Annotated in this window: 25 protein-coding genes and 1 pseudogene; 1 reads left to right on the top strand and 25 read right to left on the bottom strand. The window is 58.2% G+C overall.

Translation table 11 applies throughout. From position 1 onward, the window contains the following. Nucleotides 1-91: 91 nt before the first annotated feature. A pseudogene (locus QZ326_RS07565) lies at nt 92-247 on the top strand (hypothetical protein); the annotation flags it as partial. 4 nt (nt 248-251) lie between these two features. Here the strand turns inward: QZ326_RS07565 and QZ326_RS13425 are convergent. From QZ326_RS13425 to rplP, 25 genes are all read right to left on the bottom strand, one after another. Then, nucleotides 252-485 (bottom strand): MBL fold metallo-hydrolase, encoded by a 234-nt coding sequence (locus tag QZ326_RS13425; RefSeq protein ID WP_365328707.1) that lies wholly within the window; start codon nt 483-485, stop codon nt 252-254. 180 nt (nt 486-665) lie between these two features. Next, nucleotides 666-1010 (bottom strand): 50S ribosomal protein L17, encoded by a 345-nt coding sequence (gene rplQ / locus QZ326_RS07560; protein ID WP_295743401.1) that lies wholly within the window; start codon nt 1008-1010, stop codon nt 666-668. A gap of 54 nt (nt 1011-1064) precedes the next feature. Then, the gene (locus tag QZ326_RS07555) at nt 1065-2015 is read right to left on the bottom strand and encodes a DNA-directed RNA polymerase subunit alpha (protein ID WP_295743399.1); all 951 of its coding nucleotides are present in this window, start codon (nt 2013-2015) and stop codon (nt 1065-1067) included. 87 nt (nt 2016-2102) lie between these two features. After that, nucleotides 2103-2729 carry a 30S ribosomal protein S4 gene (rpsD, locus tag QZ326_RS07550; RefSeq protein ID WP_016321018.1) on the bottom strand — a complete coding sequence of 209 codons (627 nt, stop codon included), beginning with the start codon at nt 2727-2729 and terminating at the stop codon, nt 2103-2105. Between the two features lie 24 nt (nt 2730-2753). Continuing rightward, nucleotides 2754-3158 (bottom strand): 30S ribosomal protein S11, encoded by a 405-nt coding sequence (gene rpsK, locus QZ326_RS07545; RefSeq protein ID WP_295743396.1) that lies wholly within the window; start codon nt 3156-3158, stop codon nt 2754-2756. Between the two features lie 15 nt (nt 3159-3173). After that, nucleotides 3174-3539, bottom strand: coding sequence for a 30S ribosomal protein S13 (gene rpsM / locus QZ326_RS07540; protein WP_293284445.1), 366 nt, complete (start codon nt 3537-3539; stop codon nt 3174-3176). Nucleotides 3540-3565: 26 nt separating this feature from the next. After that, nucleotides 3566-3679 (bottom strand): 50S ribosomal protein L36, encoded by a 114-nt coding sequence (rpmJ, locus tag QZ326_RS07535; RefSeq protein ID WP_014116882.1) that lies wholly within the window; start codon nt 3677-3679, stop codon nt 3566-3568. Nucleotides 3680-3733: 54 nt separating this feature from the next. Beyond that, entirely contained in the window at nt 3734-3952 is a 219-nt protein-coding gene (infA, locus tag QZ326_RS07530; protein ID WP_016321015.1) for a translation initiation factor IF-1, read from the bottom strand. Between the two features lie 3 nt (nt 3953-3955). Continuing rightward, complete coding sequence (locus tag QZ326_RS07525; protein ID WP_295743392.1) at nt 3956-4240, bottom strand: KOW domain-containing RNA-binding protein; 285 nt, start codon at nt 4238-4240, stop codon at nt 3956-3958. A 16-nt stretch (nt 4241-4256) separates the two neighbouring features. Further along, nucleotides 4257-5009, bottom strand: coding sequence for a type I methionyl aminopeptidase (gene map / locus QZ326_RS07520; RefSeq protein WP_295743390.1), 753 nt, complete (start codon nt 5007-5009; stop codon nt 4257-4259). Between the two features lie 4 nt (nt 5010-5013). Next, a complete protein-coding gene (locus QZ326_RS07515; protein ID WP_295743388.1) occupies nt 5014-5646 on the bottom strand; it encodes an adenylate kinase in 633 nt (210 codons plus the stop codon). A gap of 14 nt (nt 5647-5660) precedes the next feature. After that, nucleotides 5661-7037 (bottom strand): preprotein translocase subunit SecY, encoded by a 1377-nt coding sequence (gene secY / locus QZ326_RS07510; RefSeq protein WP_295743386.1) that lies wholly within the window; start codon nt 7035-7037, stop codon nt 5661-5663. 1 nt (nt 7038) lies between these two features. Next, a complete protein-coding gene (gene rplO, locus QZ326_RS07505) occupies nt 7039-7479 on the bottom strand; it encodes a 50S ribosomal protein L15 (protein WP_295743383.1) in 441 nt (146 codons plus the stop codon). Between the two features lie 13 nt (nt 7480-7492). After that, nucleotides 7493-7675, bottom strand: a complete 183-nt coding sequence (gene rpmD, locus QZ326_RS07500) for a 50S ribosomal protein L30 (protein ID WP_016321009.1) — start codon at nt 7673-7675, stop codon at nt 7493-7495. Nucleotides 7676-7688: 13 nt separating this feature from the next. Further along, nucleotides 7689-8189, bottom strand: coding sequence for a 30S ribosomal protein S5 (gene rpsE / locus QZ326_RS07495; RefSeq protein WP_016321008.1), 501 nt, complete (start codon nt 8187-8189; stop codon nt 7689-7691). A 17-nt stretch (nt 8190-8206) separates the two neighbouring features. Further along, nucleotides 8207-8566 (bottom strand): 50S ribosomal protein L18, encoded by a 360-nt coding sequence (gene rplR, locus QZ326_RS07490; RefSeq protein ID WP_295743379.1) that lies wholly within the window; start codon nt 8564-8566, stop codon nt 8207-8209. Nucleotides 8567-8580: 14 nt separating this feature from the next. Beyond that, on the bottom strand, nt 8581-9126 hold the full coding sequence (gene rplF / locus QZ326_RS07485) for a 50S ribosomal protein L6 (RefSeq protein ID WP_295743376.1): 546 nt from the start codon (nt 9124-9126) through the stop codon (nt 8581-8583). Nucleotides 9127-9142: 16 nt separating this feature from the next. Further along, complete coding sequence (gene rpsH, locus QZ326_RS07480) at nt 9143-9541, bottom strand: 30S ribosomal protein S8 (protein WP_016321005.1); 399 nt, start codon at nt 9539-9541, stop codon at nt 9143-9145. 420 nt (nt 9542-9961) lie between these two features. Continuing rightward, the gene (locus QZ326_RS07475; protein WP_016321004.1) at nt 9962-10147 is read right to left on the bottom strand and encodes a type Z 30S ribosomal protein S14; all 186 of its coding nucleotides are present in this window, start codon (nt 10145-10147) and stop codon (nt 9962-9964) included. A 12-nt stretch (nt 10148-10159) separates the two neighbouring features. Then, complete coding sequence (rplE, locus tag QZ326_RS07470; RefSeq protein ID WP_295743368.1) at nt 10160-10699, bottom strand: 50S ribosomal protein L5; 540 nt, start codon at nt 10697-10699, stop codon at nt 10160-10162. Nucleotides 10700-10716: 17 nt separating this feature from the next. After that, entirely contained in the window at nt 10717-11046 is a 330-nt protein-coding gene (gene rplX, locus QZ326_RS07465) for a 50S ribosomal protein L24 (RefSeq protein WP_295743365.1), read from the bottom strand. A 13-nt stretch (nt 11047-11059) separates the two neighbouring features. Then, nucleotides 11060-11428: a 50S ribosomal protein L14 gene (gene rplN / locus QZ326_RS07460; protein WP_016321001.1), complete on the bottom strand. Its 369-nt coding sequence runs from the start codon at nt 11426-11428 to the stop codon at nt 11060-11062. 15 nt (nt 11429-11443) lie between these two features. Next, nucleotides 11444-11707: a 30S ribosomal protein S17 gene (rpsQ, locus tag QZ326_RS07455; RefSeq protein ID WP_295743362.1), complete on the bottom strand. Its 264-nt coding sequence runs from the start codon at nt 11705-11707 to the stop codon at nt 11444-11446. Between the two features lie 17 nt (nt 11708-11724). Next, entirely contained in the window at nt 11725-11937 is a 213-nt protein-coding gene (gene rpmC, locus QZ326_RS07450) for a 50S ribosomal protein L29 (RefSeq protein ID WP_016320999.1), read from the bottom strand. Between the two features lies 1 nt (nt 11938). Next, on the bottom strand, nt 11939-12241 hold a 303-nt coding region (gene rplP / locus QZ326_RS07445), incomplete at its 5' end, for a 50S ribosomal protein L16 (protein ID WP_295743357.1).

Raw genomic sequence — 12241 nt, 5'->3', positions numbered from 1 at the left:
CACGGAGGAGGAATGTGAAAAGCTGTTGGCAGTAATGATAACCGAGATGAAAACAAAGGGCTTTGACGAGTGAGCCGGCTTCCTTGGCAACGCTGCCATTACCACCGCTATCCTCGGCCGCCTTATCCACCGCTGCGAGATTATTAGCATGTCCGCCTCCAGCTGCAGACTGGAGCACCACAGTCCATTGCTAACTAACTTTTTCCGCTGGTATACTTTCTGGCGAAATTTGGCCCATTTTGCTTGACTGCTTACACTCTTCTTTGGCGAATGCAAGAACTTGAATTACAAGGATATTTCCCTTTGATTTCCGCCGCCGCAGCTATATGATCGTCGTTCTGATGGGTCAATACCAACGTTGTTATGCTCTCTGGTCTTATATTATGCCGTTCTAACTGGATTTCCAACAGCCCTAAAGAGCCCGGATAGCCGCAGTCGATCAGAGCGTTCCCCCTTTTCTCCAAGCAAAACCACCGGATAAGCATGCTGTTCAAATCCTCCGTATTGATATTTGAAATCCAAAATCTTGTGTGTTTCACTCCTTATAGCACCTCCTGTGCAACTACTCCATTCCTCCATTGCCGGAGCTCTACTGAAAATAAAAAGCCCTTTGTCATGGTACCGGTATTCCATGACAAAGGGCTTTTCTCAATCGGGACGGATGATTATTTCACCAGCTCGATGATGGCGGTCTCCGCGGCGTCTCCGCGGCGCACGCCGGTACGGACAATGCGGGTATAGCCGCCGTTGCGCTCTGCATAAGTGGGAGCGATCTCCTTAAACAGCTTCTTGCAGACATCCTCGCGGGTGATAAAGCTCATGGCCTTGCGATAGGCGGCCAGGTCGCTTTTCTTACCCAGCGTGATCATCTTCTCAGCCAGGGGCTTGATCTCCTTGGCACGGGTGACGGTGGTCTCCATCTTCCCATTGTCCAGGAAATCCGTGACCTGCTGACGCAGCATCGCCATGCGCTGGTCAGTGGTCTTGCCAAGTTTCCGGGTTCCGGGCATTTCGATCTCCTCCTTAATCAGGATTTTGGTCAGCCGGCACACGCCGGCGTGAAATCAGTTATTCTCTTCGTCGGCCAGGTGCAGGCCCATCATCGCCAGCTTGTTGATAACCTCCTCCAGGGACTTGCGGCCCAGGTTGCGGACCTTCATCATCTCGTCCTCGGTCTTGGAAATCAGATCCTCGACGGTGTTGATGTTGGCGCGCTTGAGGCAGTTAAAGCTGCGGACAGACAGATCCAGCTCCTCGATGGTCATCTCCAGCACCTTGTCCCGCTGCGCCTCCGCCTTCTCCACCACAGTGGACTTGCTGCCCACATTCTCGCTGAGGTCGGTAAACAGGGTGAAATGGTCGCACAGGATCTTGGCGCCTAAGGACACAGCGTCTCGGGCGGAGATAGTCCCGTCCGTCCAGACCTCCAATGTCAGCTTGTCGAAGTCGCTGGAGGTGCCCACACGGGTGGGTTCTACAGTGTAATTCACCTTGTAGACCGGCGTATAGATGGAGTCCACGGCGATGGTGCCGATCACATTCTGCTGGGGCTTGTTGCGGTCCGCGGGCACATAGCCGCGCCCGTGGGACAGGCTGATCTCCATGTTGAGGGTCGCGCCGTTGTCCAGCGTGGCAATGTGCATTTCAGGGTTCAGGACCTCGACTTCACCATCGGCCTTGATATCGCCGGCGGTGACCTCGCAGGGTCCTACCGCTTCAATATAAACCGTCTTCACGGTTTCACTGTGCAGCTTGGTCAGGAGGCCCTTCACATTTAAGACGATCTCCGTCACATCCTCTTTCACACCTGGGATGGTGGAAAACTCGTGCTGGACACCGGCGATCTTGATGGTGGTCGGCGCGGTGCCAGGGAGAGACGAAAGCATAATGCGGCGAAGCGCGTTGCCCAGTGTCGTGCCGTATCCCCGCTCCAGGGGTTCCACCACATACTTGCCATAGGTGGCACTGCCCGGGGTTTCGATACATTCGATCTGGGGCTTTTCAATTTCGATCATGCAGTTACCCTCCTTCATCTTCTCATCGCGGCGGCGCGCTGCCGCCTGCCGCGGACATTACGTGTCATCCTCGAGGGTACCCTCCGATTACTTGGAGTAGAGCTCGACGATGAGGTGTTCCTCAATGGGAAGATCGATATCCTCGCGGGCGGGTTCTGCGATGACCTTGGCCACGTTGTCCTTATCCATTTCCAGCCACTTGGGCACCACACGGGAAGAGTTGGCCTCCAAAGAGCCCTTGAACTTGTCGAGGCTGCGGGAGCCCTCCTTCAGGGCCACCACATCGCCGCTCTTCACCAGGTAGGAGGGGATATTGACCTTCCTGCCGTTGACGGTAAAGTGGCCGTGGAGTACCAGCTGACGGGCCTCGGCCCGGCTCATGGCAAAGCCCAGGCGATACACCACGTTGTCCAGGCGGGTCTCCAGAATGCTGAGCAGGTTCTCGCCGGTCATGCCGGACTTCTTATTGGCCATGATGAAGTACTCATGGAACTGCTTTTCCAGCACACCATAATAGCGCTTGGCCTTCTGCTTTTCGCGCATCTGCATGCCGTACTCAGACAGCTTCTTGTTTCTCGCATTGCCATGCATGCCGGGAGCGTAGCCGCGACGCTCGATGGAGCACTTGTCCGTGTAGCAGCGGTCACCCTTCAAAAAGAGCTTCTGGCCCTCTCTGCGGCAAAGGCGGCAGACTGCGCCGGTATATCTTGCCATATTCCTTGTTACCTCCTATTTTGATTAGACGCGGCGGCGCTTCGGGGGGCGGCAGCCGTTGTGGGGGATGGGGGTGACGTCCTTGATCATCGTCACTTCCAGGCCCACCGCCTGCAGGGCGCGGATGGCCGCCTCGCGGCCCTGGCCGGGGCCCTTGACGAAGACCTCCACGGTCTTCAGGCCATGCTCCATAGCAGCCCGGGCGGCAGTCTCAGCCGCAGTCTGGGCCGCGAAGGGGGTGGACTTCTTGCTGCCCCGGAAGCCCAGGCCGCCGGAGGAGGCCCAGGAGATGGCATTGCCCTGGGTGTCGGTAACAGTTACCATGGTGTTGTTGAAAGAAGAACGGATATGGACCTGACCCCGCTCAATATTCTTTCTCTCACGGCGGCGGCGAATGACTTTCTTCCCGCCAGATTTCGCAGTTGCCATTTCTGTTCTCCCTCCTTACTTCTTCTTGTTGGCGATGGTCTTCTTGGGACCCTTGCGGGTACGGGCGTTGGTTTTGCTGCGCTGGCCTCGGACGGGCAGCCCCTTGCGGTGCCGGATGCCGCGATAGCAGCCGATTTCGCTCAAACGCTTGATGTCCAGGGCAGTCTGACGGCGCAGATCTCCCTCGACAGTATAGTCGTCGATGGCGTCACGGAGCTTCTGCTCATCGGCGTCGGTCAGGTCCTTCACGCGGATGTCGGGGTCGACGCCCGCCTGCGCCAAAATGTCCTTGGCGCTCTTTCTGCCAATGCCGTAGATATAGGTGAGGCCGATCTCGATACGCTTATCCTTCGGCAGGTCAATACCGGCAATACGTGCCATACTCTTAAAGCACCTCCAATTAAATGTTAGCCCTGTCTCTGCTTATGCTTGGGGTTCTCGCAAATGACCATGACACGGCCTTTGCGGCGAATGACCTTGCATTTTTCGCACATGGGCTTCACGGACGGTCTTACTTTCATAGTTTGAAACCTTCCTTTCAGCGGTTTGTGTCAGTCTGTTCCCGCCTGACGCGCTTATTTGCTGCGCCAGGTGATCCGGCCGCGGGTCAGGTCGTAGGGGGACATCTCCACCGTAACCTTATCGCCTGGCAGGATCCGGATGAAATTCATCCTGAGTTTTCCGGAGATGAACGCCAAAATAGTGTGTCCATTTCCAATGTCTACTTTGAATGTCGTGTTGGGCAGGGCTTCCACCACTACGCCCTCTACCTCGATCATGTCGGATTTTGCCAAACGTTATCCCTCCTGGTCCGGATGAACCTCTCCGCGGTAAGTCGCGAGGGTTCTGCGAAGCTCACTGTTGGTGATCTTCTCTTGGCCCTTGATTTTTTCAGCAAGGCGGGTACCGTCGTCAGCCACAAAAAGCACATGCCTGCGCTTTTTGCGCTTGGGCGATTCCACCTTTCTGGACTTTCCGTCCGCCAGCAGGAGGTACTCCCCCTCCACCGCAAGAACGACGAAGAGCTTGCCCTTGTCTCTGCCGGCGTCGGATCGGACGATATTTGATTTTGCAATTTCCATACGCTTCTTCTTACCCTCAGATGGCGGGGGCCGTCAGGATCTCCGGCTCCCCATCGGTAATCAGGATCGTATTCTCATAGTGGGCCGCCCACTTGCCGTCCGCCGTTTTAACGGTCCAGCCGTCTGGCAGGACCTGGATGGCAGCCTTGCCGGCGTTCACCATGGGTTCGATTGCAAGGGTCATGCCCCGCAGCAGCCGAGGTCCCCGGCCGGGATGTCCGTAGTTGGGGATTTCCGGCGGCTCGTGCATCTTGGCTCCCACGCCGTGCCCCACATACTCCCGGACAACGCTGTAACCATGGCTCTCCACGTATTTCTGAATGGCCGCGGATATGTCCTGGAGCCGTTGGCCCTCTTTGGCATACTGAATCCCCTCAAAAAAACTCTGCCTGGTCACATCGATCAGGCTCTGCGCCTTCCGGGAGATTTTGCCGCAGGCGAAGGTCGCCGCGCAGTCTCCGTGAAACCCTCCAATGTACGCACCCACATCAATGCTGACAATGTCGCCCTCCACCAGCACCCGTTTGCCGGGAATGCCATGGATAATCTCGTCATTGACGCTGATGCAGACGCTGGCCGGATAGCCGTTGTAGTGGAGAAAGGACGGAACCGCGCCCTGTTTGCGGATAAACTGCTCCACCGCGCTGTCGATCTCATGGGTTGTTACGCCGGGCCTTACCATTTCCCCTGCCAAGGCACGGGCAGCCGCGGTAATTTTTCCGGCCCGGCGCATCAGTTCGATCTCTGACTGGGATTTCAGGGTGATCATACACTCATCTCCCCAGTGCGCGGAGGATAGCCTGTGTGGTGCCCTCGACATGGTTTTGGTTTTCCACAGGCTTCAAGAGACCGCGCTTTTCATAAAACGCCTTCAATGGCTCGGTCTCCTTATGATAAACCTCAAGCCGGTGCTTCACCGTCTCGGGGGCATCATCTTTTCGCTGGACCAGCTTGCCGCCGCAGCTGTCGCACACGCCCTCCTGCTTGGGGGGCACAGCCACCATATGGTAGCTGGCCCCACAGGACTCACACACGCGGCGTCCGCTCATGCGCTCCATAATGGCCTCGTCGGCGATCTCAATGGAGACGACGGCGTCAAATACAATCCCGGCCTGCTCCATGGCCTCGGCCTGGGCGATGGTGCGGGGCACCCCGTCCAAAATATAGCCATTTTTGCAGTCCTCCTCCGCCAGCCGCTCCGTGATGATGCCGATAATAACCTCATCCGGAACCAGCTTTCCCGCGTCCATGAAGCTCTTGGCCTTCAAGCCCGTGGGGGTGCCGTTCTTGATAGCGGCACGAAGGATATTGCCGGTAGAAATGGTGGGGATCTCCAGGGTTTTGCAAAGCCGTTCGGCCTGGGTTCCTTTTCCGGCGCCGGGGGCGCCCAGCAGAATCAATTTCATTTGAAACGCCTCTCTCACTCAAGGAAGCCCTTGTATTGCCGCATCAGCATCTGAGACTCCAAAGCCTTCACCGTCTCCAGAGCCACGCCCACCACGATGATGACGGAGGTACCGCCGATGGCCACGGAGCTGTTGCCCACGGCCTTGCTCACCAGGATGGGGCAGATGGCCACGATGGCCAGATAGATGGCGCCGAAGAGGGTGACCTTGTTCAGCACCCGCTTGATGAAATCCACCGTAGGCTTGCCGGGGCGGAAGCCCGGAATAAAGCCGCCCTGCTTTTTCAGGTTGTTGGCGATCTCAACGGGGTTGAACTGAATGCTGGAATAGAAATAGCTGAAGCCGATGATCATGATGAAATACACCACGATATACACGAAGGACCGGGCGTCAATGGCATTATAGATGCTCCGGGACACCGTGCCCTCAGCGGGAATACCGATAAAGCTCCAGACGGTGATGGGTAAAGACGCGATGCTCTGGGCAAAGATGACAGGCAACACGCCGGCCATACCCACTTTCATGGGCAGGTTGCTGCTCTGGCCGCCGTACATCTTCCGGCCCACCTGACGCTTGGCGTACTGCACGGGAATGCGGCGCTCGGCGTCGTTGATGAACACGATGAACACGATGAGGGCCAAAATGCCCACCAGCAGAAGGACCACACCCCACGCAGGGATAGCGCTGTCCAGCTGGGCCTGCGCCTGAGCCTGGCTGTAACCTGCGGCAGTCAGGCTGTCCAGGGTCATGGTGCCGCTGCTGATGCCACTGTGCACCCGCACACCGTCAATCATGCCGGAGATCATGTTGGGCACGCGGGAGATGATGCCCGCGAACAGGATAATGGAAACACCGTTGCCCACGCCGAACTCCGTGACCTGCTCGCCCATCCACATGACGAAGGAGGATCCGGCGATCATGGAGACCATGATGACCAGAGCGGGCCAGACGCCGTCGGCGCCAGTGGCCAACAGGCCGTAATTCTTCATCATCATATAGTAGCCGAAAGCCTGGAGAATGGCGATGGCCACCGTGGTGTAGCGGGTGATAGACTGGATTTTCTTCCGGCCCTCCTCACCGCCGTCCCGGGCCAGCCGCTCCAGGGCCGGGATGGCCACAGTGAGCAGCTGAATAATGATGGAGCTGTTGATATAGGGCTGCACGCCCAGGGCAAACACAGTGGCAGTGGCGAAAGCGCCGCCGCTCATCACGTTGTACAGTCCCAGGATAGTGGTGCCCATACTCTCCAGCTGAGCCTGCAGCAGATCAACATTGACATAGGGGACCGTAATGGCGTTGCCGATCCGGAAGATCAGCAGAATGAGGACTGTGAAAATCAGCTTCTTCCTCAGCTCAGGGACGCCCCACGCCTTACGAATCGTTTGAATCACGTCAGATCACCTCGGCCTTCCCGCCAGCCGCCTCGATAGCCTCCTTGGCAGAAGCGGAGAAAGCGGAGGCCTGGACGGTGACTTTCTTGGACACCTTACCGCTGCCCAGCACCTTGTAACCGTACTCGCACTTGGAGAGGATACCCTTGCCCAGCAGCGCCTCGGCGGTGACGGTTTCGCCGTCGTCAAAGGCGTTCAGGGCAGTGAGGTTCACGATCTCCAAGGGCTTGGCGAAGATGTTGTTGAAGCCGCGCTTGGGAACACGGCGGGCCAGGGGCATCTGGCCGCCCTCAAATCCCACGCGGACCTTGCCGCCGGAGCGGGCCTTCTGGCCCTTGTGGCCGCGGCCGCCGGTCTTACCGTTGCCGGAGCCGGAGCCCCGGCCCTTCCGGTATGCCTGGCGGACGGAACCCTCGGCGGGAGACAGTTCGCTCAATTTCATAATGGGTGCCTCCTTAGTTCACTTCTGTGACCTGCAGCATATAGCCGATCTTGGCAATTTTGCCGCGGGTCTGGTCGTTGTCGGGCTGCACGGTAACATCACCGATCTTGCGCAGACCCAGGGAATGGGCTGTGGCGACCTGCTTTTCCAGGCGGCCATTCAGGCTCTTGACGAGCTTAATATTTAAGTTTGCCATGTTTTGCGCCTCCTTAACCCACGATCTCTTCGACGCTCTTGCCGCGGATGCGGGCGACCTCCTCGGGGCCACGCATTTCTTTCAGGCCCTGGAAGGCGGCGGCGACGACGTTATTGGGGTTGTTGGACCGGAGGCACTTGGTACGGATGTCCTTGATGCCAGCGGCCTCGACCACGGCACGGACGGCGCCGCCGGCAATCACGCCGGTACCGGGGGCGGCGGGCTTCATCAGCACACGGCCGGCGCCTGCCTCTCCGATGGTCTCATGGGGAATGGTGGTCCCGGACAGCGTCACGGTGATCATGTTCTTCTTGGCGGCCTCAATACCCTTGCGAATGGCCTCGGGAACTTCGGCGGCCTTGCCCAAGCCGTAGCCCACCTTGCCCTTGCCGTCACCGACGACCACCAGGGCGGAGAACTTCATGACGCGGCCGCCCTTCACCGTCTTGGAAACACGGTTCAGGTACACGACCTTCTCGATATACTCGCTTTGCTCTCTTTCAAATCTAGGCATTTGTCGTTCCTCCTCCCTTAGAATTTCAGGCCGCCCTCGCGGGCGCCGTCGGCCAGAGCCTGCACGCGGCCGTGATACAGGTATCCGCCGCGGTCAAAGACCACAGTCTCGATACCCTTGGCCTTGGCGCGCTCGGCAATCAGCTTGCCGACAGCGGCAGCAGCGGCGACATTGCCGCCGTAGCCCTCAACGGCTTTGTCCAGGGAGGAAGCGGAGGCCAGCGTCACACCCGCCACATCGTCGATGATCTGGGCGTAGATGTTGGACTCGCTGCGGAACACGTTCAGACGCGGCATCTCAGGGGTGCCGGAGATCTTGGCGCGCACTCTCTTATGACGCTTCAAACGCTGTGCGTTGGTATTCGGTCTCTTAATCATATCGGCACACCTCCTTACTTCTTGGCGCCGGTCTTGCCGACCTTGCGGCGGATGACCTCATCGGTATACTTGATACCCTTGCCCTTGTAGGGCTCGGGGGGACGCTTCTCGCGGACTTCGGCAGCAAACTGACCGACAGCCTGCTTGTCACATCCGTGAATAATGATCTTATTGGGGGAGGGAACCTCAATGGTGATGCCCTCCACCTCAGAAACGATCACCTGATGGGAGAAGCCCAGGTTCATGACCAGATTCTTCCCCTCCTTAGCCACACGGTAGCCGACGCCGTTGACATCCAGCTCCTTTTTATAGCCGTCGGTCACGCCGACGATCATGTTGTTGAGCAGAGTCCGGGTCAGGCCGTGTAGGCTGCGGTGCAGCTTATCCTCGGAAGGACGCTCCACAGTGATCGTAGTGCCTTCCTGTTTAATAATCATCTCAGGGCGCAGCGCACGGCTCAGCTCGCCCCTGGGTCCCTTGACGGTAACCACATTACCCTCGGCGATGTTTACAGTCACGCCGGCGGGAACGGTAATGGGCATTCTGCCAATTCTAGACATTGTTCAAACACCCTCCTTACCAGACGAACGCCAGGACTTCGCCGCCGACATGGAGCTCACGGGCTTTCTTGTCGGTCATGACGCCCTTGGACGTAGAGATAATGGCGATGCCGAGGCCGCGGAGCACGCGGGGCAGCTCGTCGGCGCCCACATAGACCCGGAGACCCGGCTTGGAAACGCGGCGCAGGCCGGTGATGACCTTCTCCTTGCCCGCGTTGTACTTCAAGGTGATGTGGATCACGCCCTGGAGGCCGTCGTCCACCACGTTGAAGCTCTTGATATAGCCCTCGTCCAGCAGAATCTGAGCAATGCTCTTCTTCATCTTGGAGGCGGGAACATCAACGGTGTCGTGCTTGGCACTGTTTGCGTTGCGGATGCGGGTCAGCATATCCGCAACAGGATCGGTGATATGCATTTGGTAATTCCTCCTATTTTAGAGTTGCGGCCTTGGCCGCTTCGGCGGCGAGGTATCGTGGCCAATGGAGCAGTCCGCTCATGCGTGGTGCCCAATTGCCCATGACCTTTCGCCATCCGGTCACTTTTTCTCGTGAGAAAATGTGACCAAAAAGAGCTTTACCGCGCCGCAGGGCCTGGGAGCATATCCCAGCCTCTGCAACGGCAATGCAGAATCGCTCATCGGAAGCGCACCTCTCTTGCAAGGCAAGCCTAAATGGAGCAAATCTGCTCTTTCAGCCCTCCCCATCCCCTGACCACAGGAATGGGGAGAGCTTAAAGACACATACAAGCGCTGCCGGCAAACCAGATGTTAACAGCAGCCACTCTGTAACGCGCCGGCTTTCTTTTGCCTGCTTTTCTTGCTCGGAAGAAAAGCAGATCAGAAGGAGGCCTTGCGGACACCGGGGATCTCGCCCTTGTAGGCCAGCTCCCGGAAGCAGATACGGCACACGCCGTAGTCACGCAGATAAGCGTGAGGGCGGCCGCAGAGCTTGCAGCGGTTGTACCGCCGGCTGGAGAACTTGGCGGGACGCTGCTGCTTGAGAATCATAGATTTCTTAGCCATCGTTCTTCCTCCTTAGCGGGCGAAGGGAGCGCCGACCTGCTCCAGCAGGGCCCGGGCCTCTTCATCGGTGTGGGCGGTGGTGCAGATGACTACATCCATGCCGCGGATCTTGTCGATCTTGTCATACTCGATCTCGGGGAAGATCAACTGCTCCTTGATGCCCAGGGCATAGTTGCCGCGGCCGTCAAAGGAGTTGGGGTTAATGCCCTGGAAATCACGGACGCGGGGCAGGGACACATTGAAAAGGCGGTCCAGGAACTCCCACATCTTCTCGCCGCGGAGGGTCACCTTCGCGCCGATGGGCATATCCTCACGCAGCTTGAAGTTGGCGATGGACTTGCGGGCCCGGGTAATGACCGGCTTCTGTCCGGTAATCTGGGTCAGATCGCCCACCACGTTGTCCAGAATCTTGGCATTCTCGCGGGCCTCACCGCAGCCAACATTCACGACCACCTTCTCGATCTTGGGGATCTGCATGACGCTCTTGTAGCCGAACTGCTTCATCAGGGCGGGAGCGACTTCGGCGTTGTATTTCTCTTTCAGTCTGGCCATTTGTCAACTCTCCTTTCTCACAGCTCGGCGCCGCACTTCTTGCAAATGCGGGTCTTCTTGCCGTCAGCCACCTTGTGGGCGACGCGGGTGGGCTTACCGCACTTGGGGCAGACCACCTGCACCTTGCAGGCGTAGATGGCGGCCTCGCGTTTCATAATGCCGCCCTCCTCGCCCTGACGGCGGGGCTTGACGTGGCAGGTGACCATATTCAGGCCCTCCACCACGACCTTGTTCTCCTTGGGAAGGGTGGCGAGAACCTTTCCCTGATGGGTGGTAAGGTCTCTGTCCTTACCGCCGTCGCCGGAAATCCGGACAACGGTATCGCCCTTCTTGATATTCATAGCCATTTCGTTCCCCTCCTCAAATCACTTCGGGGGCGAGGGACAGGATCTTCATGTAATCCTTGTCGCGCAGCTCGCGGGCCACAGGCCCGAAGATGCGGGTGCCCCGGGGGTTCTTGTCGTCCTTGATCAGGACGGCGGCGTTATCGTCAAAGCGGACATAGGTGCCGTCGGCACGACGGACGCCCTTGGCGCTGCGGACGATGACGGCCTTGACGACCTCGCCCTTCTTCACGGTGCCACCGGGGGTGGACTTGCGGACAGAGGCCACAATCACATCGCCGATGTTGCCGAACTTACGCTTGGAACCGCCCAAGACGCGGATACACTTAATCTCCTTGGCGCCGGTATTGTCGGCGACCTTCAGAAAAGTTTCCTGCTGAATCATATACTCGGCACCTCCTTACTTCGCCTTTTCGATGATCTCGACCACGCGCCAGCGCTTGTCCTTGGACAGGGGCCGGGTCTCCATGACCTTGACCTTATCGCCGATGCCGCAGGCGTTCTGCTCGTCATGCGCCTTGAGCTTATAGGTGCGGCCAACGATCTTTTTATACAGGGGATGGGCCACCCGGTCCTCGATGGCGACCACCACGGTCTTATCCATCTTATCGGAAACCACCTTGCCGACCCGGGTCTTGCGGGAGGAAGTTCTCTTTTCGTCCATTTTACCTTACCTCCTTCTCACTGCTTGCTCTCGGCCGCGGCGAGCTCCGCCAAAACGGTCTTGACTCGGGCAATATCATGCTTGGTCTCCCGGATCTTCACGGGATTATCCAGCTGATTGGTAGCGTGCTGCATCCGAAGGAAGAACAGGTCCTTCTTCAGGCCCGCCAGCTTTTCGTTCAGCTGCTCGGGGGTCATCTTGCGGATCTCACGGATTTCATTTGCCTTCATCTTACTCACCTGCTTCCTCAGTGCGGGCGATGATCTTCGTCTTGATGGGCAGCTTGTGGCTGGCAAGACGCAGCGCCTCGCGGGCAACTTCTTCAGAAACACCGGCGATCTCAAACATGACGCGGCCGGGCTTCACCACGGCAACCCAGAACTCGGGAGAACCCTTACCGGAGCCCATGCGGGTCTCGGCGGGCTTCTTGGTCACGGGCTTGTCGGGGAAGATCTTAATCCAGACCTGGCCGCCGCGCTTGGTGTAGCGGGTCATGGCGATACGGGCCGCCTCGATCTGGTTGCTGGTGATCCA

The sequence above is a fragment of the uncultured Oscillibacter sp. genome (assembly GCF_910587525.1).
Taxonomy (GTDB): domain Bacteria; phylum Bacillota; class Clostridia; order Oscillospirales; family Oscillospiraceae; genus Oscillibacter.
This window is presented reverse-complemented; position numbering and strand designations above follow the sequence as displayed.

Excerpts from the sequence above, each read along its gene's own strand:
- QZ326_RS13425 (WP_365328707.1), bottom strand. The coding sequence starts at position 485 with ATGCTTATCCGGTGGTTTTGCTTGGAGAAAAGGGGGAACGCTCTGATC.
- rplQ (WP_295743401.1), bottom strand. The coding sequence starts at position 1,010 with ATGCCCGGAACCCGGAAACTTGGCAAGACCACTGACCAGCGCATGGCG.
- QZ326_RS07555 (WP_295743399.1), bottom strand. The coding sequence starts at position 2,015 with ATGATCGAAATTGAAAAGCCCCAGATCGAATGTATCGAAACCCCGGGC.
- rpsD (WP_016321018.1), bottom strand. The coding sequence starts at position 2,729 with ATGGCAAGATATACCGGCGCAGTCTGCCGCCTTTGCCGCAGAGAGGGC.
- rpsK (WP_295743396.1), bottom strand. The coding sequence starts at position 3,158 with ATGGCAACTGCGAAATCTGGCGGGAAGAAAGTCATTCGCCGCCGCCGT.
- rpsM (WP_293284445.1), bottom strand. The coding sequence starts at position 3,539 with ATGGCACGTATTGCCGGTATTGACCTGCCGAAGGATAAGCGTATCGAG.
- rpmJ (WP_014116882.1), bottom strand. The coding sequence starts at position 3,679 with ATGAAAGTAAGACCGTCCGTGAAGCCCATGTGCGAAAAATGCAAGGTC.
- QZ326_RS07525 (WP_295743392.1), bottom strand. The coding sequence starts at position 4,240 with ATGGAAATTGCAAAATCAAATATCGTCCGATCCGACGCCGGCAGAGAC.
- map (WP_295743390.1), bottom strand. The coding sequence starts at position 5,009 with ATGATCACCCTGAAATCCCAGTCAGAGATCGAACTGATGCGCCGGGCC.
- QZ326_RS07515 (WP_295743388.1), bottom strand. The coding sequence starts at position 5,646 with ATGAAATTGATTCTGCTGGGCGCCCCCGGCGCCGGAAAAGGAACCCAG.
- rplO (WP_295743383.1), bottom strand. The coding sequence starts at position 7,479 with ATGAAATTGAGCGAACTGTCTCCCGCCGAGGGTTCCGTCCGCCAGGCA.
- rpmD (WP_016321009.1), bottom strand. The coding sequence starts at position 7,675 with ATGGCAAACTTAAATATTAAGCTCGTCAAGAGCCTGAATGGCCGCCTG.
- rpsE (WP_016321008.1), bottom strand. The coding sequence starts at position 8,189 with ATGCCTAGATTTGAAAGAGAGCAAAGCGAGTATATCGAGAAGGTCGTG.
- rplR (WP_295743379.1), bottom strand. The coding sequence starts at position 8,566 with ATGATTAAGAGACCGAATACCAACGCACAGCGTTTGAAGCGTCATAAG.
- rplF (WP_295743376.1), bottom strand. The coding sequence starts at position 9,126 with ATGTCTAGAATTGGCAGAATGCCCATTACCGTTCCCGCCGGCGTGACT.
- rpsH (WP_016321005.1), bottom strand. The coding sequence starts at position 9,541 with ATGCATATCACCGATCCTGTTGCGGATATGCTGACCCGCATCCGCAAC.
- QZ326_RS07475 (WP_016321004.1), bottom strand. The coding sequence starts at position 10,147 with ATGGCTAAGAAATCTATGATTCTCAAGCAGCAGCGTCCCGCCAAGTTC.
- rplE (WP_295743368.1), bottom strand. The coding sequence starts at position 10,699 with ATGGCCAGACTGAAAGAGAAATACAACGCCGAAGTCGCTCCCGCCCTG.
- rplX (WP_295743365.1), bottom strand. The coding sequence starts at position 11,046 with ATGGCTATGAATATCAAGAAGGGCGATACCGTTGTCCGGATTTCCGGC.
- rplN (WP_016321001.1), bottom strand. The coding sequence starts at position 11,428 with ATGATTCAGCAGGAAACTTTTCTGAAGGTCGCCGACAATACCGGCGCC.
- rpsQ (WP_295743362.1), bottom strand. The coding sequence starts at position 11,707 with ATGGACGAAAAGAGAACTTCCTCCCGCAAGACCCGGGTCGGCAAGGTG.
- rpmC (WP_016320999.1), bottom strand. The coding sequence starts at position 11,937 with ATGAAGGCAAATGAAATCCGTGAGATCCGCAAGATGACCCCCGAGCAG.